At 36.7% G+C, this 22,940-nt stretch carries 18 protein-coding genes; 12 read left to right on the forward strand and 6 right to left on the reverse strand.

The genetic code is table 11. The features are described from left to right. Positions 1-136: 136 nt before the first annotated feature. The 3 genes from pyrH (at position 137) to OLM61_RS05980 (ending at position 4,182) form a co-directional block, all read left to right on the forward strand. Positions 137-844 (forward strand): UMP kinase, encoded by a 708-nt coding sequence (gene pyrH, locus OLM61_RS05970; protein ID WP_264525496.1) that lies wholly within the window; start codon positions 137-139, stop codon positions 842-844. 160 nt (positions 845-1,004) lie between these two features. Continuing rightward, positions 1,005-1,568, forward strand: coding sequence for a ribosome recycling factor (gene frr, locus OLM61_RS05975; RefSeq protein WP_264525497.1), 564 nt, complete (start codon positions 1,005-1,007; stop codon positions 1,566-1,568). A 118-nt stretch (positions 1,569-1,686) separates the two neighbouring features. Then, on the forward strand, positions 1,687-4,182 hold the full coding sequence (locus OLM61_RS05980; RefSeq protein WP_264525498.1) for a DUF5686 and carboxypeptidase regulatory-like domain-containing protein: 2,496 nt from the start codon (positions 1,687-1,689) through the stop codon (positions 4,180-4,182). 420 nt (positions 4,183-4,602) lie between these two features. On the opposite strand, the gene OLM61_RS05985 is transcribed toward OLM61_RS05980, so the two are convergent. From OLM61_RS05985 to OLM61_RS06000, 4 genes are all read right to left on the reverse strand, one after another. After that, positions 4,603-6,873: a cation:proton antiporter gene (locus OLM61_RS05985; RefSeq protein WP_264525499.1), complete on the reverse strand. Its 2,271-nt coding sequence runs from the start codon at positions 6,871-6,873 to the stop codon at positions 4,603-4,605. Positions 6,874-7,102: 229 nt separating this feature from the next. Continuing rightward, positions 7,103-7,822 (reverse strand): LytR/AlgR family response regulator transcription factor, encoded by a 720-nt coding sequence (locus OLM61_RS05990; protein WP_264525500.1) that lies wholly within the window; start codon positions 7,820-7,822, stop codon positions 7,103-7,105. Then, positions 7,785-8,543: a sensor histidine kinase gene (locus OLM61_RS05995; RefSeq protein WP_264525501.1), complete on the reverse strand. Its 759-nt coding sequence runs from the start codon at positions 8,541-8,543 to the stop codon at positions 7,785-7,787. The genes OLM61_RS05990 and OLM61_RS05995 overlap by 38 nt, the downstream gene beginning before the upstream one ends. A 41-nt stretch (positions 8,544-8,584) precedes the next feature. Then, positions 8,585-8,914 carry a DMT family transporter gene (locus OLM61_RS06000; RefSeq protein WP_264525502.1) on the reverse strand — a complete coding sequence of 110 codons (330 nt, stop codon included), beginning with the start codon at positions 8,912-8,914 and terminating at the stop codon, positions 8,585-8,587. Positions 8,915-9,092: 178 nt separating this feature from the next. On the opposite strand from OLM61_RS06000, the gene OLM61_RS06005 reads away from it, so the two are divergent. The 4 genes from OLM61_RS06005 (at position 9,093) to rpoN (ending at position 15,671) form a co-directional block, all read left to right on the forward strand. Beyond that, positions 9,093-11,459: an efflux RND transporter permease subunit gene (locus tag OLM61_RS06005; protein WP_264525503.1), complete on the forward strand. Its 2,367-nt coding sequence runs from the start codon at positions 9,093-9,095 to the stop codon at positions 11,457-11,459. Positions 11,460-11,497: 38 nt separating this feature from the next. Next, positions 11,498-12,346, forward strand: a complete 849-nt coding sequence (locus OLM61_RS06010; protein ID WP_264525504.1) for a hypothetical protein — start codon at positions 11,498-11,500, stop codon at positions 12,344-12,346. 281 nt (positions 12,347-12,627) lie between these two features. Further along, positions 12,628-14,076, forward strand: coding sequence for an asparagine--tRNA ligase (gene asnS, locus OLM61_RS06015; protein ID WP_264525505.1), 1,449 nt, complete (start codon positions 12,628-12,630; stop codon positions 14,074-14,076). A gap of 134 nt (positions 14,077-14,210) precedes the next feature. Next, positions 14,211-15,671: an RNA polymerase factor sigma-54 gene (rpoN, locus tag OLM61_RS06020; RefSeq protein WP_264525506.1), complete on the forward strand. Its 1,461-nt coding sequence runs from the start codon at positions 14,211-14,213 to the stop codon at positions 15,669-15,671. A gap of 325 nt (positions 15,672-15,996) precedes the next feature. Here rpoN and OLM61_RS06025 read toward each other — a convergent pair whose 3' ends face one another. Further along, a complete protein-coding gene (locus OLM61_RS06025) occupies positions 15,997-16,425 on the reverse strand; it encodes a hypothetical protein (protein WP_264525507.1) in 429 nt (142 codons plus the stop codon). A 33-nt stretch (positions 16,426-16,458) separates the two neighbouring features. Continuing rightward, positions 16,459-17,049, reverse strand: coding sequence for a thymidine kinase (locus OLM61_RS06030; RefSeq protein ID WP_264526364.1), 591 nt, complete (start codon positions 17,047-17,049; stop codon positions 16,459-16,461). Positions 17,050-17,285: 236 nt separating this feature from the next. On the opposite strand from OLM61_RS06030, the gene OLM61_RS06035 reads away from it, so the two are divergent. The 5 genes from OLM61_RS06035 (at position 17,286) to OLM61_RS06055 (ending at position 22,816) form a co-directional block, all read left to right on the forward strand. Beyond that, complete coding sequence (locus tag OLM61_RS06035; RefSeq protein WP_264525508.1) at positions 17,286-18,425, forward strand: hypothetical protein; 1,140 nt, start codon at positions 17,286-17,288, stop codon at positions 18,423-18,425. 39 nt (positions 18,426-18,464) lie between these two features. Next, a complete protein-coding gene (rsmI, locus tag OLM61_RS06040) occupies positions 18,465-19,196 on the forward strand; it encodes a 16S rRNA (cytidine(1402)-2'-O)-methyltransferase (RefSeq protein WP_264525509.1) in 732 nt (243 codons plus the stop codon). A 126-nt stretch (positions 19,197-19,322) separates the two neighbouring features. Further along, a complete protein-coding gene (locus OLM61_RS06045; protein WP_264525510.1) occupies positions 19,323-19,667 on the forward strand; it encodes a HopJ type III effector protein in 345 nt (114 codons plus the stop codon). A 178-nt stretch (positions 19,668-19,845) separates the two neighbouring features. Next, on the forward strand, positions 19,846-21,546 hold the full coding sequence (recJ, locus tag OLM61_RS06050) for a single-stranded-DNA-specific exonuclease RecJ (RefSeq protein ID WP_264525511.1): 1,701 nt from the start codon (positions 19,846-19,848) through the stop codon (positions 21,544-21,546). Beyond that, positions 21,536-22,816: an MFS transporter gene (locus tag OLM61_RS06055; protein ID WP_264525512.1), complete on the forward strand. Its 1,281-nt coding sequence runs from the start codon at positions 21,536-21,538 to the stop codon at positions 22,814-22,816. Before recJ ends, OLM61_RS06055 begins: the two co-directional genes overlap by 11 nt. Positions 22,817-22,940 lie beyond the last annotated feature (124 nt).

Consider the following 22,940-nt stretch of genomic DNA (forward strand, 5'->3'; position numbering starts at 1 on the left):
AATGACTTTTGTCACATTCAAAGAAATCCAAAAAATCTGTATTGATTTAAAACGAAAAGAACTATTATTTTTTTTGAAACATTATTTCTAAAAATCAGAATATGTCTATATTTGCACAAATTAACGCAACACAAAAATGAAATATAAAAGAATTCTTCTAAAACTTAGCGGCGAGGCCTTAATGGGTGATTTACAATACGGAATTGACCCTAAAAGATTAGCTGAATATGCTGAAGAAATTAAGCAAATTCATAACAAAGGAGTAGAGATTGCTATTGTTATTGGCGGAGGAAATATTTTTAGAGGCGTTGCAGGTGCAAGTGCCGGTATGGATAGAGTACAAGGTGACTACATGGGAATGCTTGCTACTGTAATTAATGGAATGGCTTTGCAGGGTGCACTTGAAGACAAAGGAATGAAAACGCGTTTGCAGACTGCTTTAAAAATGGAATCTATTGCAGAACCTTATATCAAAAGAAGAGCAGACCGTCATCTTGAAAAAGGAAGAATTGTAATTTTTGGTGCCGGAACCGGAAACCCTTATTTTACAACCGATACAGCAGCCGTTTTAAGAGGAATTGAAATCAATGCAGATGTGATCTTAAAAGGAACCCGTGTGGATGGTGTTTATGATTCTGATCCTGAAAAAAATGCAGCAGCTGTAAAGTTTGATTTTATTTCGTTTGATGATGTCCTTAAAAAAGGATTGAATGTGATGGATACCACTGCTTTTACTTTAAGTCAGGAAAACAAATTACCGATCGTTGTTTTTGATATGAACAAAATTGGTAATCTTTTGAAAATCTGTGAAGGTGAAAACGTTGGAACAGTAGTGAACATCTAGACTGCTTAGATTGTCAGAATTTTAGATCATTCCATTTTTCTAAATTTTGACAATGTTTACAAAGTATTCATAAAAATAAAATATATTAGTTAGTAAATTAGAGGTGTATTTTCTTTAAAATTTGAAAACCTAATCCTCTAAAATCTAAAAATCTAAAAAAATGACGGAAGAAATAGAATTTATATTAGATAGTACTGAAGAATCTATGAATGGTTCGATTGCACATTTAGAGAAAGAATTTCTTAACATTCGTGCAGGAAAAGCTTCTCCGGCAATGTTGGGAAGTGTTTTTGTAGATTATTACGGATCTGCAACACCTCTTTCTCAGGTGTCAAAAATTAGTGTTCCTGATGCGAGAACGATCACTTTACAGCCTTTTGAAAAAAACATGCTACAAGTTATCGAAAAAGCAATCATGGTAGCCAACATTGGTTTTAACCCAATGAATAACGGAGACGTTATCATCATCAGTGTTCCGCCTTTGACAGAAGAGCGTCGTAAAGACTTAGCTAAACAAGCAAAATCTGAAGCAGAAGATGCTAAAATTGGGGTTCGTAACGTACGTAAGGATGCCAATACGGATATCAAAAAATTAGAAAAAGAAGGAACTTCTGAAGACATTTGCAAATCAGCCGAAGATCAGGTTCAGAATTTAACGAATACGTACATCAAAAAAATCGATGAATTACTGGCAGCAAAAGAAGCCGAAATCATGAAGGTGTAATCCTATTCAACACAAAATAAAAATCCGTTTAGTTAAATTGTACTGAACGGATTTTTTTATTCTTATTTTTGCATACCATTTTTACATTTTGTCCGTTTTTGAAACTATAACATTCTCTATGAAGCTATTTTGTTTGTTGACTTTGTTTTTCACGCTTACCATTCAGGCGCAATTTCAAATAAACGGAATTGTAACGGACTCTAATAATAAACCACTCCCTTTTGCTACCATTACAACTTCTGACAGCAACAATACGATTACGGATGTTGACGGGAAGTTCATTCTGAAAATGTCTGTAAAACCAGCCGCTTTTACCGTTTCGTATATTGGCTTTCAAACCAGAACGATTTCAGTTGCGGAGCATAAAACTTTTTATCCCATCTCTCTTTCTCAAAAGACCGACGATTTAAAAGAGGTGGTGGTTTCAAACGAAAACCCGGCCCTGACGATTATTAAGAAGGTCATTGCGAATAAAAACAAAAACAATCCGCAGAAAAAACTCAACAGTTTCGAATATAAAAGCTACAATAAACTTATCGTAACCGCCAATCCGGATTCGATCGACGGCAGAATCGACTCTACGGCAGCTTACAAAAATCTCGACAAAAAACGCATTAACATTGATTCTTCTGACTATAAATTCAAAGAAATAATCAGCAAGCAGCATTTGTTTCAAACCGAAAAAGTTTCCCAATATCAGTTTGGCAATCATAAATTAAAAGAAACCATACTAGGAACTAAGATGGCGGGGTTTAAACAGCCTATTTATGAAATTATTGCTTTCAACCTACAGTCGATTTCGATTTATGATTCGAAGTACGAACTGATTGAAACGAAATACGAAAATCCAATTTCAAACGACGCTCCGCAAAGTTACAATTACAAGATCCTGGATACCGTAAATATAAAAGGGCGCGAAACCTATATGATTTACTTTAAAAACAAGCAAAGAAGAAAATCATCGGGATTAGAGGGCGTTTTGTACATCGATCAGGAAAATTTTGCTGTTGCCAAAGCCGTAATGCGGATCAAAGGAGTTCTGGACATTAGCGGAATTCATGAATTTGAATACGTACCCAGCGAAAAAATATGGTTCCAAAGCAATACCACTTTTAAGATTGTAAAAGGAAAAAGTGACGATGACATTAAGATCTTAGGAGGAACGATTCAGTTTGACGGAGATGTTGAAGATAATTTTGAACCCCGAAAAAAATCGGCATCCGATTTTACGTATCTGTTATCTGAGAGTAACAATTTCGATATTCATTACAACACCACTCCATCTATAAAAAACCCGGCGCTTTACATCGAAATTAAAGACGATGCCAACAAAAAACCGGAAACGTTCTGGGAAGCCTACAGAAAAGAAAGTCTGGACCTAAAAAGCCAAAAAACATACCAGTTGATAGACAGTCTTTCAATAAAGAAAAGAATCGAAAATCGCTTGGGATTGGGCCGAAAAATAATCAATGGCTATTTTCCGATTGGTCCGGTCGATCTGGACTTGAAGAAAATCATCAGTTACAACAATTACGAAGGTTTCAGGCTCGGGCTTGGCGGTATTACCAACGATCGTTTTTCTAAAAATTTCAGAATCGAAGGATATGGGGCTTACGGAACAAAAGACGGTGCGTTTAAGTACAGTCTTGGCACAGGAGTTTTATTGGATAAAAATACCAATACATGGGTAAATGGTTATTATACCGATGATGTTCGGGAGATTGCGAGTACCGTTTTCGCAGTGGACAAACGTGTTTTTAAAATTTACGACCCACGTCCTATCAACATCAGCACTTTTTATCAGTATGTGGGCTGGAAAGCCAATATTCAGACTAAAATCATTCCGAAAACGGAAGCAATTCTGGAATTTTCGAGAACTGCTGTAGAACCTAAATTCGATTATCTATTTAATTACAATGGAAAGTTGTACTCGGATTATGTCATGACTACCGCAATGGTTTCGATTGTTTGGGCGCCCTTTAGCGCTTTTATGCAAACCCCAACCGGAAGAACGGAAACCGATAAAAGATTTCCAAGGTTTACTTTTCAATACACACAGTCGCTACCCAATGTTATGGAAAACGATTTTACTTTTGGGAAAATAGATTTCAAAGCAGAGTATGAAAAGAAATATCTGGACGGTCAAAAAACGAGTTTGCTCCTGCAGGGCGGTTATGCTACGGGCGATGCACCCCTTACCCATTTGTACAACACCATGCCCAACAACTTAACGAAGGAAACCGTGATTCAGCGTATTACTTTTGCCGGACGAAACAGTTTTGAAACGATGTTTTTTAACGAGTTTTTCTCCAGTCAATATGTGTTTTTCCAAATCAAACATGGTTTTGACCGAATCAGAATACTCAAAAAAGTCCGTCCTTCCCTGGTACTGGTTACAAGAATGGCATGGGGAAATATGGAGAATCCGCAACAGCACGTAGGTCCAACCTATAAAACCCTGGACAAAGGTTTTTTCGAATCGGGAATCGAACTTAACAAGATTTATAAAGGTATTGGTTTAGGTGGCTTCTATCGTTATGGCCCGAACCAACTAATGAGGTTTGAGGATAATATTGCCGTTAAGATTTCCTATGTACTGGATTTGGGACTATAAATGTTAAATTCCAATTCTTTTAAATTCCAAATTCCAAAAACTAAATCCCAAATCTCAAATTCCAAATTCCAATGTGACGTATCGTTTCATTTCGGTAAAAGGAGAAATCACAAATAAGGAAACAAAAGATCCGTGTAAATCCGCGTTTTCGCAAAGCGAATCAGCGTCATCCGCGAGTCAAACAAAAAAACAAATTCCAAATTCCAATGTGACGTATCGTTTCGATGAAAGAAGGAATCTCCGTAAGTAACTCCGCAGCGAAAACACAAGTTTTGTCGAGTTTCTCGTGGAGACTCCTCGTTCCTCGGAATGGCAAAAATGCGAACAAAACTCAAACAAAAAAATCCCAAACCCAATTATAAAATTGGAATTTGGAATTTTAAAGATTGTAATTTTAAAAAAATTGTAATTTAAACTCTTTTATGGTTTCAAGATCAATACCGAAGGTGTATTGTTCAACCAGGTGCTTTGAGATTCTATTAATTTCTTCCAGCTGTCCAAACTAATAATCATTAAGTTCTGATTCTCCAGAAACTCTTTTTTAATTGTTCGGTCGTGCATAATCATAATGTGATTGGGTGCAATTTGCTCAATCGAACGAATCGTTTCCTGAATATCTCTGGTGTTTTTTACTTCACCGCTGGCATCCAGAACGGTAATCTGAGAGCCGTTATTGTTAATTAACTTTTTAGCATAATCAATCAAAAAAGCATCTTCCTTACTAAAAACCGGCATAAAAACCTGATTGACTTCTTCCAGTTTCTTATCGATAAAAATCCCAACAGGCATTTTGCTCTTTGCAATAATATGACGTGTTCTCTCGTCAAAAGGAGAATTCTCAAACAATCCTTCTTTACCGGTAAACTTATCAATCAAACGATCCGGGTTTACAATTCTGGTGGTAAATCCGAGAATTTTCCCCAATAGGGTTCCTTCAAAAATGGACTGCCCTAACCCCACTAACAATAAGTCATATTCGCCTTGATTTGCAGTATCAATAATATCCGTATCGATATCATTTGTCACTTTAAAAACACTCACCATATTCTGATTCAGACGTTCTGATTCTTCAATCACCGGCATGAGCATTTTACGTTCGTGATCTTTCACATCAAACGAGTGTATCTCGGTACTCAGTGATAAATGCATTGCCGTTACTATAGAGTTATCGGCTTGTTTCTTCACCAAACTATTGGCCAGTTTTAGTAATTTTTTTCCTTTTTCAGGAGTGGCAAAAGAAAGTAGAATTTTATACTTGCTTTTATTTCCAATTTCCTGTGGAATGGCCGTTATTTTATCTTTAAAAATAAAACCTATTAAATCCAGTGCAGGCCCTGTCATGAAGGTGGTTACCAAAGCCATAATTACCATCATGGTAAAAATTTCTGTGGATAAAACGCCCAAATCATAACCTATGTTTAAAACAACCAGTTCCATCAAACCACGGGTATTCATTAAAGCTCCAATGGCTAAACTGTCTTTCCAGCTTTGGCCGACGAATTTTGCAGCAAAAGCACTTCCAAAGAATTTTCCGGCTACGGCTACTCCAATAATTACAGCAGTTACCTTCCATAAATACGGGTCGTTCAGTAAACCAATCTGAGTACGCAAACCGGTAAACACAAAGAACAATGGCAATAAAACGATAATGGCTACATCTTCTACTTTCTCGATAAAGATATTTCTGAATTTATTGTTTTCAGGCATAATTGCTCCGGCTAAAAAAGCACCAAACAACGCATGAATTCCGATTAACTCGGCAGCATAAGCAGAGAATAAAAGTGTTAAAAAGAAAATAGCAACAACCGGTTTGTTCAGACTCTCACGTGTCGAATTTAAATCACCCACACGTTTCAGGAACGGACGAACTATTTTCAGCATGATAATGACATACAATAAAGCCAAACCAATTACGTACAAAGCACTCGTAAACGAACCTGCCTTTACAATGGCAATTACCAATGCCAAAATACACCAGGCCGTAATATCATCGGCAGCGGCACAGGTAATGGCTATGGTACCGAGTTTTGTTTTTTGCATTCCGCGCTCCTGTACAATACGGGCAAGAACGGGAAATGCCGTAATACTCATAGCAATTCCCATAAACAATCCGAAAGAGGCAAACTCAACCCCAACCGGCGCAAAAGTATGGTAGATAAAATAAGCTAATGACAGACCCAGGGCAAAAGGGATTACAATACTTGCGTGACTTATAACTACAGCATCATGTGCTTTATTTTTCAAAACTTTCAAATCCAATTCCATTCCAATCACAAACATGAAAAAAATCAAACCAATCTGACTTAAAAATTGCAGGTTTCCTAAAGATTCTTTTGGGAACAAGGCTCCTGAAAATTCAGGAAAATACATTCCGATCAAGGAAGGTCCCAAAACAATTCCGGCAATCATTTCTCCAATTACAGAAGGCTGTCCGATTTTTCTAAAAACCCACCCGAACAAACGTGCTACTAAAATAATAGTCACAATCTGTGCTAACAAAATAGCCAAAGGATGCTGAAGGTTATCTACCATCGAGTGAAGAAAATCATTCCAATGATTGCTTTCGATTTTTTTATGAACGATTCCGCGTCCGGCCTCAAGTGAAGCTCCCTTTGAGATTACCCAATATATCAGGGCCGTAAAACCTCCAATGACAGTAACGTAAAACAAGGAGTTTTTAATATTATTCATAACTCGTTTTTTTGATTTATTGCTGCAAATATCAACACTCCAATTGTAGTGCAAAAGTAAATTTACCGCTAATTTTCAATCCATGTAACAAGTCCGAAAAACTTTGTAATAAGTTAACAACAACCTCTAAAACGATTGTCATCTTCAGTGAAGTAGAGTGCTTTTGTAATTAAAAAGAGGGGGCTTCGACTTCGCTCAGCCTGACAGGACTTCGTCCTTAACTAAAATCTTATAGTTTGACTCTTTTCAGGAAATCGGCACGATAAGTTTCACTCAGAATTAAAGAGCTGTTTTTACCGTCTTTTTCTAAATGGTGCAATACAATTTCATTATGATTAAAAAACTTTATTGCCTTTACGGCCACAATTTCTTTTTTGTTGACACGGCAAAAATCAGTCTCGGGAAGTTCCTGTAAAAGGGTATCAAATTTCACATTCTTTAAGTTGAGCAAACTTCCGTCAACCAGCAGTACGGTTTTATCCCGACTGTCACTAATGGCCGTCTTGATGTACTGAATCTGATTAAAATAAAGTAACGTTTTGCCTTTATCGGTATTCAACTGAATGAATTTTTTAGCGGCATCCGGTTTGTCGAAACGTTCAAAAGCTTTTGAGATCGCTTTTTGCAAACGTTCGAGTTTTACCGGTTTTGTAATATAATCGACCGCATCAATATTAAAAGCATCAGCGGCATACTCTTTATAAGCTGTGCAGAAAATAACCAACTTATTGTCGAGAGTTTCTGCCAGATGCAAACCGTCGATTCCGGGCATTTCGATATCTGAAATCAACAAATCAAAATCGAGATTCGGAATTTCAGCGAGGAGTTTTTCGGGATTGTTAAACGTTTTTACAATTTCTACTTCGGGAATCTGTTCGCAAAGCATTTTCAGATACGTTAAGCCCGGCAGCTCATCGTCCAGCAGCAAGCATTTCAGTTTTGTATTCAAGTAAGTCTATTTTTAGATGAGCAATATAAATGTCATTTTCGACAAATCGGTCGAGTTTGAAGTTGTTTTTGTAAATAATTCGCAAGCGGTGTTCTAAGGTGGCGTGGCCAAAACCGCTTCGTTCTTTTTTCAATACTTTTTTATCCGATATTTTATTGGAAACGGTCATCGAAAAAGCATTGTCCCTAAACTCAAATACAACCGAAATAAAAGCATCGGCACTCTGTAAGTCGGCATGTTTAAAAGCATTTTCAATTAAATCAATCGAAATTAACGGTGCCAGTAAAGGCTGCTCGTACAACTTATCTTCTTTATTGATGTTGGTTTTGATTTTCAATTCAAAAAGCGGACTGATTTTGATCTTATTGATTTCGATTAAATTGAGTGCAAAATCAATTTCTTCTTTTGCCGTGACAAATTTTTTCTTACTCTCGTAAAGAATATAATCCAATACATTCGCCAGTTTATCTAAGGCAAAATAGGTTTGATAAGCATGCGACTGAATCGAATTTAAAATATTCTTAAACAAATGCGGATTCAGTTTTGACTCTAAAGTCTCCAACTGCAAATCGTTCACCTTCATTTCGAGTGCATAAAAGCTTTTCTCGGCATCGTCTTTTGCTTTTTTGAACTGCAGCAGTTGATACATCAAAAAACAAATGATAACGATAAGCAATAAGAGAATTGCCAGAAATATAAAAGTGATTGTATTGTCTTGCATTGTTTATGTAAAGTTTAAAAGTTTTTCTTGCCCACAGATTTTTAATGACTGGAAACAAACTTCAATCCAATAATCGAAGCAATTAAAGTCGAAAGAAAGAATATTCTCCAGAAAGTGGCTGGTTCTTTAAAAACTAATATTCCAACCAAAACAGTTCCAACTGCTCCAATTCCGGTCCAAACCGCATAGGCAGTTCCAATGGACAATACCTGAGTGGCTTTATACAACAAAAACATACTGATGGAAAGACAAACAAAGAAACCAATCATCCAGTAGGTCGAAACCGTTCCTGTCGTTTCTTTGGCTTTGCCGAGACAAGAGGCAAAGGCAACTTCAAAAAGTCCTGCGATTATTAATAGAATCCAATTCATTTTCTACCTCTTTTTAAATTAGATACAAATATGAGAAAAGCTAACGTAGAATTCTATAAAATATCACATTTTTAAACGACGGCATCGTTTCAATTGTGTTAACAAACCGTAAAAACCAAGCCGAATATTTAAGATTTCGAGCACTTTTCACTACATTTGCATCCATTTTACAAATTTTATGAAAAACGTCACACAAGTTGGATTTTGGGAGAAATTAGCCAGAATCATACTTAAAAACAGAATTTCTATACTCGTTGGGATCGCTGCCCTGACTATTTTCCTTGGTTACCAATGGAAAAACCTCTCTATGACTTATACTGAAGCAAATTTGCTTCCTAAAAACCATATTGCCAATAAAGATTATCAAAAATTTCTGGATAAATTTGGAGAAGAAGGAAATCTGGTTGTGATTGGTTTTCAGGATAAAAAATTCTTCACGCCAAAAAATTATGCTGCCTGGAATGAGCTTATGACGGGTCTTAAAAAATCGAAAGAAGTAGACTTAGTGGTTTCCTTAAACGATTTGAAGAAACTGGAAAAAGACACGGTTAACGAAAAATTTGTTCTGGCTCCGTTTATCGATCAAAGCAAAGCAACTGATCCCGAATATTTGAAAAAGGTGCAATATGATTTATTTCATAATTTACCTTTTTACGAAGGATTGCTTTATAACAAAGAAAGCGGTAGTATCCGTTCAGCAATTTACATCAACAAAGCACTTGTAAACACTGCTGAAAGAAAAACATTTATTCTGGAAAATCTGGTTCCGAAAATTGATAAATTCGAAAAAACCACAGGAATTGATTTGCGTGTGTCGGGAATGCCGTACATCAGAACGATCAATGCTGACAATATGAAAGGCGAAATCGGACTTTTTATTGGTGCGGCCTTACTGACGGTTTCTTTGATTTTCTTTTTCTTTTTCCGTTCGTACCGAGCCACCTTTATTTCTATCTGTATTTTAATTGTGGGGGTAATCTGGTCTTTTGGAACTTTAGGATTGTTTCATTATAAAATTACGATTCTAACCGCTATTATTCCACCATTGATTATTGTAATCGGAATTACAAACTGTATTTTCCTGATCAACAAATACCAGCAGGAAATCAAACTCCACAACAATCAGGCAAAAGCATTACAGCGTATTATTTCTAAAATTGGAGTTTCGACTTTAATGACCAATTTAACCACGGCAATTGGTTTTGCAACGTTTATGATTACCGGGAATGACTTGCTTTTTGAATTTGGTCTGGTTACCTCGATCAATGTAATTTCGGTGTATTTACTAACGCTTTTAATTGTACCGATCGTGTACAGTTTCATGTCGGTTCCGGGAGAAAAACATTTGTATCATTTAACAAAAACGTACATTTCGACCTTACTGGATTTTGTTGAATATGCGGTAAAAAGCAAACGAAAAGTAATCTATACGATTTATGGTTTACTATTGATTTTTAGTGTTATTGGAGTTACTCAAATGAAAGTTTCGGGAAGTTTGATTGGTGAAATGCCAAAAAGCGCTTCTTTCTTTAAGGATATCCTCTTCTACGAAAAAGAATTCAATGGTGTGATGCCGCTTGAGATCATGATTGATACCAAAAAGAAAAAGGGTGTCATGAAAGCATCGACCATTCGTAAAATGGACGAATTGCAAAACACCATCACAGAAATGCCTGAACTGGCAAAACCGGTTTCGATCGTAAATCTGGTTAAGTATTCGAAACAGGCTTTTTATAACGGAAATCCTGAATATTACCAATTGCCGACTTCGCAGGAACAGACTTTTATTTTGTCGTATGCTAAAAATGCAACCAAAAACAGCAAAGAAAATCTGATGAAAGCCTATGTAGATTCGACCGGACAATATGCCCGAATTACCACTTTCATGAAAGATATTGGTACGGATGAAATGGCAAAAGTGGAGAAAAAACTTCACAGCAAGATTGATGAAATTTTCCCGAAAGACCGTTACGAAGTTACGATAACCGGAAAAGCACTGGTGTTTCAAAAAGGAACTTCATACCTGGTTGACAATTTAATTGAGTCTTTGATTTTTGCGATACTCGTCATTGCCGCGTTGATGCTTTACTTGTTCCGATCGTTTAAAATGGTTTTTGCCTCGGTAATTACGAATATTTTACCGCTGTGCATCACTTCAGGATTGATGGGGTATTTTGGGATTCCATTAAAACCTTCGACGATTTTAGTGTTTAGTATTGCATTTGGTATCTCGGTAGACAATGCGATTCAGTTTATGGCGAAGTACCATCATGATTTATTGCAGAATAACGGAAAGGTAAAAAAATCAGTTTTCAGTGCTTTAAGAGAAACCGGAATCAGTACTTTTTATACTTCGGTGGTTTTGATTCTTGGATTTGCTACTTTCACGCTTTCGAGCTTCAGCGGAACCATTGCATTGGGAGGTTTAATTTCATGCACATTGGCCTTTGCGATGTTTGCCAATTTATTGGTTTTACCGGCTTTGGTCTTGACTTTCGAAAAAAAGAAGGCTAAGAAAGAGGATTTGGAGGGATTGGAAAATTAAGGTTTCATAAAGTACACTAATAAAAGTCACTCAAAAGTATGAAAAAGATAATCCTGTTAATTCTTATATTGAATATCAACTCAACATTCTCTCAAAATTATGTTGCGAATCTAAACTTAATGTCTTCTCAAAATTATTTTGAGGGAAAAAATTTATACTGCAAATCTGAGAATTCTGAATCAATCAGACTTTTTAATCTCGGAATTGAAACTCTTTATCTAAATAGATCTTTAGATAAAAAATATCTTAAGATTACGTCAAAAGTTTTTTTTGATGCATATAAAAAAGACACAACATTTTGTGACGCTTTGTTTTTTACCGGATATACATTAAGATTATTAGGAGACAAGAATGCATTGCCCTTGTATATAGCAGCAGATAGCTCGTATAATAAATCGCTTGAGTTTAAAACAAATTTAGCCGCTGAATGTTTAAGATATGCCAATGAAAAAACCGTCAAAATTGCCAGAAAAAAATATACTGAAATAATAAAGCTATTTCCTGAAAACCCTGAGGGTTATTACGGATTTGCAATTACTTCACCAATTCTTGGAGATCACGAAAAAGGATTAGAAAATGTAAATATTGCCATTGAAAAATACAAAAATGTAAATCCAAAATTAAAGGATGATGTGATTTACTTACTGGGAATTTTACTTTCAATGAACAATAAGCATAATGAGGCCGTGAAAAACTTTGACAAAGTTTATTCTTCTTACAAAAAAGACTTTAATTTCAAGGTTTATTATTCTCTATCACTTTTAAAAGTTTCCGAAGAAAAGAAAGATGACAAAATGAAAAAGAAGGCATTAAGTATCTACGAAAAAATAAAAGAGAAAGATCAAATTCCGAAGGAAATAAAAGATCAATTAGTTTTTTCTTCTTAATTGACGAAAAAATAATTCCACGAGAAGTCCGACAACGATTAGCGAATTTCTTTACAGGCTTACTAGTGCGATTCCTCATTCCTCAGAATAACAAAAAAGAGAATAACTGACTTTATAAAAACGATCGCCCTAGCCCTGATAGCAGCGGTATCCTTTTTCTGACTTCTTTAGGAAGAAAAAGATATAGCGGATAGCAGGAAACAGCTTCTAATTTTAATTATTATCGTTTATATTTGCAGTTATTACACAACAAATAATTTAATTTCAATAGTATATATAAAATGAAACACACAAAAGTTAAAGACTTATTAAACAGTACGACGACGCTTCAGGAGGTTAATGCAAAAGGATGGGTGAGAACTTTTAGAAATAATCAGTTCATCGCACTTAATGACGGTTCTACCATTAATAATATACAATGTGTTGTTGATTTTGAAAATACACCTGACGAAACTTTAAAAAGAATTACGACCGGAGCTGCGGTTTCTGTAATTGGAACCTTGATCGAAAGTAAAGGTGCTGGTCAGAAATACGAAATTCAGGTGAATAAATTGGAAATCTTAGGAGATTCTGATGCAGAAAAATTCCCGATACAACCAAAAAACAAACCTAGTTTAGATTTCTTACGCGAAAATGCACATTTACGTGTTCGTACCAATATGTTTGGTGCAATTATGCGTGTGCGTTCGGTATTGTCGTTTGCGGTTCACAATTATTTTCAACAAAAAGGTTTTGTGTATGTAAATACGCCAATCATTACCGGTTCTGATGCTGAAGGTGCAGGAGAAATGTTTAAAGTTACGGCTTTGCCTTTTGACAACACGCCAAGAACTGAAGACGGAAAGGTAAACTATAAAGAAGATTTTTTCGAAAAAGAAACAAACTTAACAGTTTCAGGACAGTTAGAAGGAGAAACGTATGCGATGGCTTTGGGTCAGATTTATACTTTTGGACCAACTTTTAGAGCTGAAAACTCTAATACTTCTCGTCACCTTGCTGAGTTTTGGATGATCGAGCCGGAAGTTGCTTTCAATAACTTGGATGACAACATGGATTTGGCTGAAGATTTTATTCAGTATGTAATTAAATATGCTTTAGACAATTGTCAGGATGATTTGAAGTTTTTAGAAGGAAGACTTTTAGATGAAGAAAAATCAAAACCTCAGGCAGAAAGAAGCGAAATGGCTTTGTTAGAAAAACTGAACTTTGTATTAGAGAACAACTTTAAACGTGTTTCTTATACAGAAGCTATTGACATCCTGCGAGATTCTACTCCAAACAAAAAGAAAAAATTCCAATATCTTATCAACGAATGGGGAGCTGATTTACAGTCAGAACATGAGCGTTATTTGGTTGAAAAACACTTTAAATGTCCGGTAATCTTGTTTGATTACCCAGCAAACATTAAAGCGTTTTACATGCGTTTGAACGACAACACTGAACCGGGAAGAGAAACGGTTCGTGCCATGGATATCCTTTTCCCTGGAATTGGAGAAATTGTTGGTGGATCTGAAAGAGAAGAGCGTTACGACGTTTTGATCGAAAAAATGAAAGCTTTAGAAATTGACGAAGAAGAATTATCATGGTATTTAGATACCCGAAGATTCGGATCGGCAACTCACGCAGGTTTCGGACTTGGATTTGAGCGTTTGGTATTGTTTGTAACCGGAATGACAAACATCCGTGACGTAATTCCTTTCCCGAGAACTCCTGGAAATGCAGAATTCTAATCAAAGGTTCTAAGCGACTAAGATGCTAAGGCTCTAAGATTTTGAAACATAAATAAAATAATTTTAACACGAATTTAATTCGCCAACATAAGATGCTCAGTACCTTAGTACCTCAGTATCTTAGCAACTTTTTTATGCTAAAGCAATTTTTAAATTTAAAATTATCCCAAAAATTATCTCCACAGCAAATTCAGCTGATGAAGTTAATTCAATTGCCTACGCAAGCTTTTGAGCAACGTTTATTGGAAGAAATGAACGAAAATCCGGCACTGGAAGCCGGTAAAGAAGACGAATACGAAGCGGATGAATTTGCCAATGAAGACTACGACGATTACGATGATGCTGAATCTGACAGAATCGAAGCAGACGACATTAACATAGACGAATATCTAAGCGACGACGATACACCCGATTATAAAACTCAGGTGAACAATTACAGTGAAGACGAAGAACGCGAAACTCCTTTTGCTTCGCCGATTAGTTTTCATCAGGATTTAATCAATCAGTTGAATACTTTTATTCTGAATGATGAAGAACGTGAAATTGCCGAATTCCTTGTTGGAAGTATCGACGATATGGGGTACATCCGCAGAAGCGTTCCGGATATTGTAGACGATATGGCCTTTACTCAGGGAATTTATACCGATGAGAAAATGGTCGAAAAAATGCTTCAGGTGATTCATGAACTCGAACCTTCGGGAGTTGGAGCACGTGATTTACAGGAATGTTTATTGCTGCAATTGAAGCATAAAACCCCAACAGAGTATATCGATTTAGCGATTGATATCATCGAAAATCAGTTTGATGCTTTCACCAAGAAACATTACGACAAGCTTTTACAAAAATACGGCGTTTCGAACGAGCAGCTTAAAAAAGCCATTCACGAAATCGAAAGACTGAATCCAAAACCGGGAGGATCTTATACCGGAAACAATAAGGTAACAGAGAATGTAGTTCCCGATTTTGCGATTAGAATTGTAGATGGTGAACTGGAATTGACTTTAAACGGACGAAATGCTCCTTCCCTGCACGTTTCTAAAGATTATCAGGAAATGATGCAGACGTACAAAGATTCCCGTGATAAATCGTCGGCACAAAAAGATGCCGTTCAGTTTATCAAACAAAAACTGGATTCGGCTAAGTGGTTCATCGATGCGATCAGACAACGTCAGGAAACTCTTTTTGTGACGATGAATGCAATTATGCATTATCAGGAAGAGTACTTTTTGGATGGAGACGAAACCAAACTAAAACCAATGATCTTAAAAGACATTGCAGACATGGTTGGTTTGGATATTTCGACCATTTCGCGTGTCGCCAACAGTAAATATGTCGAAACACCATACGGTACAAAACTAATCAAAGAGTTTTTCTCTGAGGCCATGAAAAATGACCAAGGAGAAGACGTCTCGACTTTAGAGATTAAAAAAATCCTTCAAAACACCATTGAAGAAGAAGATAAGAAGAAACCTTTACCTGACGATCAATTAGCCGAAATTTTAAAAGAAAAAGGCTATCCAATTGCCCGAAGAACCATTGCAAAATACCGCGAACAATTAGATATTCCGGTAGCAAGGATGAGGAAAAAAATCTAATCCACAAACCCGACAGCTTTTTAAAACCTGTCGGGTTTAATTTTATAGAGCAAGAAAAGTTTACGCTACTAAATAAAAAACCTAACTGATTTTTAAATCTCGTTAGGTTTTTTTTATACCCAAAAACAACAAACCCGACAGGTATTGAAAACCTGTCGGGTTTAAATTTATAAAGCGAGAAAAATTTACGCTACTAAATAAAAAACAACAACCAATTTACCACCTTGTCTGGCTGAGCGAAGTCGAAGCCCGACAGTCGTTTTCAAAAACAACAAACCCGACAGGTTTCAAAAACCTGTCGAGTTTAATTTATAACATCCTTAAATTATTTATACTGATCCGGCGTTATCGTAATCTGAAACAAATAATTTTCTTTTTTATCATCGTAATTATAGATCAGGGTAAAACCACTGTCCCGAAAAGCTTTAAGCCCAGGATTTGCTTTAACCGTACTCAAAAGACTTGCTTCAATATTTTGTTTTATCGTTTCAATTTCTGCAGTCTCTTTTTCAACATTTAACAAAGTCAAATTGTACTGAACCACTTTATCTTTAGGCAAAGTAACATTATCCAGACGAATTCCCTCCTGAATGATTAAAGGACAATTTTCATTGTATTTATTAACCAATTCAACCATTGCCTTATCTTTCACAGGTTCTTTAAAAGAACGATACAAAACTAAAGCCAGCAATAATGCCGCAATGGCACTTACAATTAAAATCGTTGAATTCTTTTTTTTAGTAGGTTGCTGCATCTTTTAATTTGTTGGGTTAGAAAGAAAAAATCGTTATTTCTCCTGAATCTTTTTCATGGCATTATAATAAGCGGCACGGCTCAATGGCTCATACTCTTCGGTTTCACCAAGCATTACTAACTTATCGTTATCTGTTTTACGAAAACTATAATTGGCAAGATTTCCGGTACGGGTACAAACGGCGTGAACTTTTGTTACGTATTCGGCCGTCGCCATAAGTGCCGGCATAGGACCAAAAGGATTTCCTTTAAAATCCATATCAAGTCCTGCAACTATCACACGTATTCCCTGATTGGCCAGATCGTTACAAACCGTAACAATTTCATCATCAAAAAATTGTGCTTCATCAATCCCGATAACATCACAACCTTGTGCTAAAATAGAGATATTGGCTGCAGCCGGAACCGGAGTAGAACGAATTTCGTTGGCATCGTGAGATACCACCATTTCGTCATGATAGCGGGTATCAATAGCGGGTTTAAAGATTTCGACTCTTTGTTTGGCAAATTGGGCGCGTTTTAATCTGCGGATTAATTCCTCGGTTTTACCCGAAAACATTGATCCACAAATAACTTCAATCCAACCAAATTGTTCTTTGTGATTTACTGTATTTTCGAGAAACATTTTGTATTTTTCTACCTTTAAAAATGAATAGTTTTTATTACTTTGTACTGGTAATAAATCGACGTGAAAAATTGCAATTTTACACTTTTTCAAAAGTAGAAAATTTTTATCAAATCGGAGATTCGCAAACGCTTATTAACAGAAATAAAAAAATATCTTTCCGTTTTCGATCGCGAATAAAGACATTCAAATACAAAATATACTAAAATACCGTATTCACTATAATTTCAACAGTTATGAAAAAAAAATTGGAAGCCGATTTAATCAGCATTGCACATCGAATTTTAAAACTTAAAAACAAATCCGATATCAATCAATTGTATCTTGAAACGCAGAAATTATATGAAAAACTAGCGGTTTTAAAATTTGTAGACGAGAATTTCGATACTCTGAAGCCAACAATTGGTCACAACCAAATCCATTCTGAAATTGAATCTATCTTTGAAAAAGAAGAAACAATTGCAACAGAAGTTAAAATTGAAACTCCAATAGCAACGGAAGAAATAGCAGTAGAAGAAGCTATAGTTGCTGAAGAAATTGCGACTGAAGAAATCGCTGCTGAACCTGCAGAAGATCCAAATCCGGAACCGGAAGCTCCCGAAGAAGTAATTTCGGAGCCTACGGAAGATGCAAGTCCCGAGCCAGAAATTCTTGAAGAAGTAACCGCTGAAATTCCTGAAGAAACCGCAGCAGAGCCAATTATCGAAACTGTTCCGGAAATTGTTGTTGAAAAAGAGGAAGAACCGGTTGTTGAAAAAGAGGAAGAAGCAATTTCAGAAACAGCACAAGAAACAGAACCAGCCGAAGAACTTTCGTTTAGAACCGTTAGTGACTTTAAGCCAATTCCAGATTTCGTTCCGGCTTTTGAATTAGATAAATTAGAAGAAGTAGAAAAAGAGGAAGAACCGAAAAAAGAAGAGCCAAAAGCAGAAACTTCTTCAAAACCGGGCCCTGTACACATTTCTTTTGAAGAAATATTAGGGATTAATTACGCTGATGCCCATTTTGTAAAAGTAGACAGTTTCGAGGCTGTTTCTCCTACTTCAACACCATCAATCAATGAGTTGAAAGAGCCAAAAACTACTCAAACAACGGTATTAGAAACTCCTGCTGAACCCAAAGCGGTTACGTTAAATGAAAAACTGGCAAAAGGTTTTCACATTGACTTAAACGACCGTATTGCTTTCACCAAAAACCTTTTCGGGAACAGTTCAGAAGATTACAGCCGTGTTTTAAATCAGTTACTAACTTTTGATTCTTATGGTGAAGCAAAAGAATTTATTGAGGATATGGTAAAACCCGATTACAACAACTGGGATGGAAAAGATGATTACGCCGAGCGTTTCCTAGGAATCATTGAGAAAAAATTCTCCTAACCTCTCACATTTTACATTTCACATTTCACAAATAAAAACATGTCAAAATTATATATCGTTCCTACGCCAATTGGCAATCTAGAAGACATGACCTTTCGTGCCATCCGGATTTTGAAAGAAGTCGATTTGATTTTGGCCGAAGACACCCGTACCAGCGGTAAACTGCTGAAGCATTTTGAAATTGGCACGCACATGCACAGTCATCACATGCACAACGAGCATAAAACGACCGAAAATTTAATTGCACGTCTGAAAGCCGGTGAGACCATTGCTTTAATTTCCGACGCAGGAACTCCTGCAATTTCAGATCCCGGTTTTTTACTCACACGTGCCTGTGTTGAAAACAAAATCGAAGTTGAATGCCTTCCGGGAGCAACAGCTTTTGTGCCGGCTTTAGTCAACAGCGGATTACCCAATGACAAATTTGTTTTTGAAGGTTTTCTCCCTGACAAAAAAGGACGTCAGACCCGTTTTCTAACATTAGCCGAAGAAACCAGAACCATGATTTTGTATGTTTCACCACATAAACTGGTAAAAACATTGGCCGAATTCATTCAATATTTCGGAGAAGACAGACAAGTTTGTGTTTCGAGAGAATTATCGAAACTGCACGAAGAAAACGTACGCGGAACCGCAAAAGAAGTACTGACTCATTTTGAAAAAACAGCACCACGAGGCGAAATTGTCGTAGTCGTGGCCGGAAAAACCATAACAAAAGAGCCCAAGAAAAGTAAGTTTTCGAAGGATGATGACGAAAAAGAAGAAGATTAAAAACTCCATTGTTTTTTAAATCCCCGTTTGTCCCATCGAGCGAAGTCGAGATGCTGCAACCGGTTCTAGACTTCGCTCGAACTGACAATAAGATTATACATAAAATAATAGCAAAGCATAAACATCATGAGCATACAAGCCTTTTTAGAAAAAGTAAAACAAACTCCAAACGAAATAACCTTCCCGGAAACTATAGCAGTAATCGAAAACCACTACAACTTTACTCCAACAGCCTTCCAAAACGGAACACAACATAATGCAGCCGGAGAAAACTCTGGTTCATGCAAATTATTTTCTTTCGCAAAATTGCAAAACCTGACTAAAGACGAAACTTTGGCTTGTTTTGGTGCATTCTATTTTGATGAAGTTCTGGGAGATCCAAACGGTACGAACCATCAAAACATTAGAAATTTCATCAACTTAGGCTGGGACGGAATTCAGTTTGAAGGAAATGCTTTGGAAGCAAAATAACATTTGTCAAGCTCAGTAAAATCGAAATCTTTTCAATGCCAATATTTCCGCCACAGATTTCTCAGATTAGCACAGATTAAAATCTTTTTAAATCCTCTAATCTGTGGCAATAAGAACACCTACCCGATTAAACGATTTCAAAAATCTGAAATCTGAAATCTAAAATCTAAAATCAACCATGCGCTGGACCTTAAAACCAAAACCTTCTGAAGAAAAAATCAAACATTTGGCGCAAGCTTTAAATGTAGAAGATTTTGTCGCAACTCTTTTGATTCAGCGTGGCATTGAAACTTTTGACGAGGCCAGGGATTTCTTTCGTCCTTCCTTAGAACAGCTGCACGATCCGTTTTTGATGAAAGACATGGACAAGGCGGTTTCCAGAATCGAACTGGCCATTAAAAATCAGGAAAACATTTTAGTTTTTGGTGATTATGATGTCGACGGAACAACTGCCGTTTCATTGGTTTCGGCTTATTTGAAATCACATTATCCCCATATTGCCACTTACATTCCCGATCGTTACGATGAAGGTTACGGAATTTCTTTTAAAGGAATTGACTTTGCCGACGACAACGGCTTTTCATTAATCATTGCGTTAGACTGCGGAATAAAATCTATCGATCATATCGCTTATGCGAAAGAAAAAAACATAGATTTTATCATCTGTGACCACCACAGACCCGGAGATTCTCTTCCTGACGCTGTTGCCATTTTAGACCCGAAAAGAAACGACTGCTCCTACCCCTACGATGAATTGTGCGGTTGCGGAGTTGGTTTTAAACTGATTCAGGCTTTAGGGACAAACAGAAACGAAACCATTCAGGATCTCTTGCCCTACCTCGATTTAGTCGCGACTGCAATTGCTGCGGATATTGTACCGATAACAGGCGAAAACAGAATCCTCGCTTTTTACGGTTTACAGGTAATCAATTCCAATCCGAGGCCCGGAATTAAGGCTTTGGTGCATCAGGTAAAAAAGAAAACCTTAGACATAACCGATGTTGTTTTTATCATTTCACCCCGAATAAATGCCGCAGGACGAATCAAACATGGGAATCATGCTGTTGAATTGCTTACCGAGTTTAATTTTGAACAGGCGCAGCAATTTGCATCAGAAATTGAACAATACAATGCAGACCGAAAAGATCTCGATAAAAAAATAACCAAAGAAGCTTTTCAGCAAATCGCAGAAAACAACGAACAAGACCGATTTTCCACTGTTGTTTTTCAGGAAGACTGGCACAAAGGTGTCATCGGAATTGTAGCTTCCCGATTAATCGAGACGTACTATCGTCCAACTTTGGTTTTTACCAAAAGCGGTGACAAATATGCGGCATCTGCAAGATCGGTAAAAGGTTTTGACGTTTACAATGCTCTCGACGCCTGCTCTGAACACTTGGAACAATTTGGAGGGCATATGTACGCCGCCGGAATGACGCTCAAAGCTGAAAACTATAAAACCTTTAAAGAGGCTTTCGAAAAACAAGTCGAAGAAACCATTTTGCCCGAAATGCGAACTCCCGAAATAGAAATTGATGCCGAAATTAATTTCAGCGATATCACGCCAAAACTAATCCGGATTTTAAAACAATTTGAGCCCTTTGGCCCTTTAAATATGACTCCTGTTTTTATGACTAAAAGCATCAAAGACACGGGCTACGCCAAAACCTTAGGAGCAGAAGAGGAACATTTGAGACTTTTTGTAAAACAAAATAATTCAGATGGAATTGCTGCGATAGGCTTTGGTCTTGGAAAAAAATTAGACATCGCAAAAAATCAAAACCCGTTTCAACTGGCTTATTCCCTTGCTGAAAACGAATGGAATGGAACGGTTTCGAATCAACTTATGCTAAAAGACATCAGAACAAATGAAAACTAAACCACACAAGCAAGATCCTTATCAGGCGTTACGCTACAGAGAATTTAATGTATTCCTTATCTTGCGTTTTGCAATGGTTTTTGCCTGGGCAATGCAGTTTATTGTAATCGAATGGGAAGTTTACAGTATCACTAAGAATCCATTATCTCTCGGAATTATTGGTTTAATGGAAGTGATACCGGCTGTTTCAATGGCCTTATTTGCCGGGCACATCGTCGATCAGAGCGAAAAGAAAGGTTTGTTGGTAAAATGTATTTTAGGCTTTTCCGTAATCAGTTTTGGATTATTTTTAGTCACCTGGCCTAGAGTTGTCGGCGGCTTATCTTCAAATGTAATCCTGTATTCCATCTACGCTTTAGTCTTTTTGGGCGGTTTGGTCAGAGCTTTTCTCGGACCTACTATTTTTTCTCTTCTATCACTGATAATTCCTAAAAAAGCATATCCAAATGCAGCTACCTGGAGCAGTTCTGTTTGGCAAATTGGAGCCGTATTAGGCCCTGCAGTTGCCGGTTTTTCGATCAATTGGATTGGAGTTCACTGGTCAATGTGTCTTGTTTTCGGATTCTCAATACTTTCCTTAATTGCATTATCACAAATCAGTAAAAAGCCAATTATAAATCCAAAGATTGGAGAATCAATCAAAGACAGTTTAACAGAAGGTTTAACATTTGTATTCCGAAATCAGATTGTATTAGGGGCTTTGTCTCTGGATATGATCGCGGTACTTTTTGGCGGTGCCGTTGCTTTATTACCCATTTTTGCACAGGATATTCTAAAAGTTGGTTCAGAAGGTTTTGGTATCTTAAGAGCTGCTCCGGCAGTGGGTTCTTTTATAACGATGCTCATATCTGCATATGTACCTTTATATAAAAACGCCGGAAAAAAACTTCTAATTGCCATATTTATCTTTGGATTATCCATTATTTTATTTGGCTTTTCTACGTATTTCTGGCTCTCTGTTTTTGCTTTATTTTTAAGCGGACTTGCCGATGGAATTTCAGTAGTAATCCGCCAAACCATTTTACAGCTTAAAACTCCGGATCATATGCGTGGCCGCGTGGGGGCTGTAAACTCCATCTTTGTTGGATCTTCTAACGAGCTGGGAGCCTTTGAAAGTGGTGCAACTGCCAAATTAATGGGAACCGTAACTTCCGTAATTTTTGGAGGCAGTATTACACTCCTGACCGTTTTAGGTTTTGGGCTAATATCCCCTACGTTTAGGAATTTAGATCTTCAAAAAGACATGGACGATCATCAAAATATGGAGTAAGGAACAATCGATTAAATAAAACTCCAAACAGCATTAAACTGACATGACCAATATCTTGTTTATTTTTTCCAAATTTTAAGACTTTTTTATTTAGAATTAATATAAATAATATTTATATTTGTTG

The sequence above is a fragment of the Flavobacterium sp. N502536 genome (assembly GCF_025947345.1).
Taxonomy (GTDB): Bacteria; Bacteroidota; Bacteroidia; order Flavobacteriales; family Flavobacteriaceae; genus Flavobacterium.

What these genes read in the sequence shown, in the direction of transcription:
- pyrH (WP_264525496.1), top strand. Translation starts at nt 137, where the DNA reads ATGAAATATAAAAGAATTCTTCTAAAACTTAGCGGCGAGGCCTTAATG.
- frr (WP_264525497.1), top strand. Translation starts at nt 1,005, where the DNA reads ATGACGGAAGAAATAGAATTTATATTAGATAGTACTGAAGAATCTATG.
- OLM61_RS05980 (WP_264525498.1), top strand. Translation starts at nt 1,687, where the DNA reads ATGAAGCTATTTTGTTTGTTGACTTTGTTTTTCACGCTTACCATTCAG.
- OLM61_RS05985 (WP_264525499.1), bottom strand. Translation starts at nt 6,873, where the DNA reads ATGAATAATATTAAAAACTCCTTGTTTTACGTTACTGTCATTGGAGGT.
- OLM61_RS05995 (WP_264525501.1), bottom strand. Translation starts at nt 8,543, where the DNA reads ATGCAAGACAATACAATCACTTTTATATTTCTGGCAATTCTCTTATTG.
- OLM61_RS06000 (WP_264525502.1), bottom strand. Translation starts at nt 8,914, where the DNA reads ATGAATTGGATTCTATTAATAATCGCAGGACTTTTTGAAGTTGCCTTT.
- OLM61_RS06005 (WP_264525503.1), top strand. Translation starts at nt 9,093, where the DNA reads ATGAAAAACGTCACACAAGTTGGATTTTGGGAGAAATTAGCCAGAATC.
- OLM61_RS06010 (WP_264525504.1), top strand. Translation starts at nt 11,498, where the DNA reads ATGAAAAAGATAATCCTGTTAATTCTTATATTGAATATCAACTCAACA.
- asnS (WP_264525505.1), top strand. Translation starts at nt 12,628, where the DNA reads ATGAAACACACAAAAGTTAAAGACTTATTAAACAGTACGACGACGCTT.
- rpoN (WP_264525506.1), top strand. Translation starts at nt 14,211, where the DNA reads ATGCTAAAGCAATTTTTAAATTTAAAATTATCCCAAAAATTATCTCCA.
- OLM61_RS06025 (WP_264525507.1), bottom strand. Translation starts at nt 16,425, where the DNA reads ATGCAGCAACCTACTAAAAAAAAGAATTCAACGATTTTAATTGTAAGT.
- OLM61_RS06030 (WP_264526364.1), bottom strand. Translation starts at nt 17,049, where the DNA reads ATGTTTCTCGAAAATACAGTAAATCACAAAGAACAATTTGGTTGGATT.
- OLM61_RS06035 (WP_264525508.1), top strand. Translation starts at nt 17,286, where the DNA reads ATGAAAAAAAAATTGGAAGCCGATTTAATCAGCATTGCACATCGAATT.
- rsmI (WP_264525509.1), top strand. Translation starts at nt 18,465, where the DNA reads ATGTCAAAATTATATATCGTTCCTACGCCAATTGGCAATCTAGAAGAC.
- OLM61_RS06045 (WP_264525510.1), top strand. Translation starts at nt 19,323, where the DNA reads ATGAGCATACAAGCCTTTTTAGAAAAAGTAAAACAAACTCCAAACGAA.
- recJ (WP_264525511.1), top strand. Translation starts at nt 19,846, where the DNA reads ATGCGCTGGACCTTAAAACCAAAACCTTCTGAAGAAAAAATCAAACAT.
- OLM61_RS06055 (WP_264525512.1), top strand. Translation starts at nt 21,536, where the DNA reads ATGAAAACTAAACCACACAAGCAAGATCCTTATCAGGCGTTACGCTAC.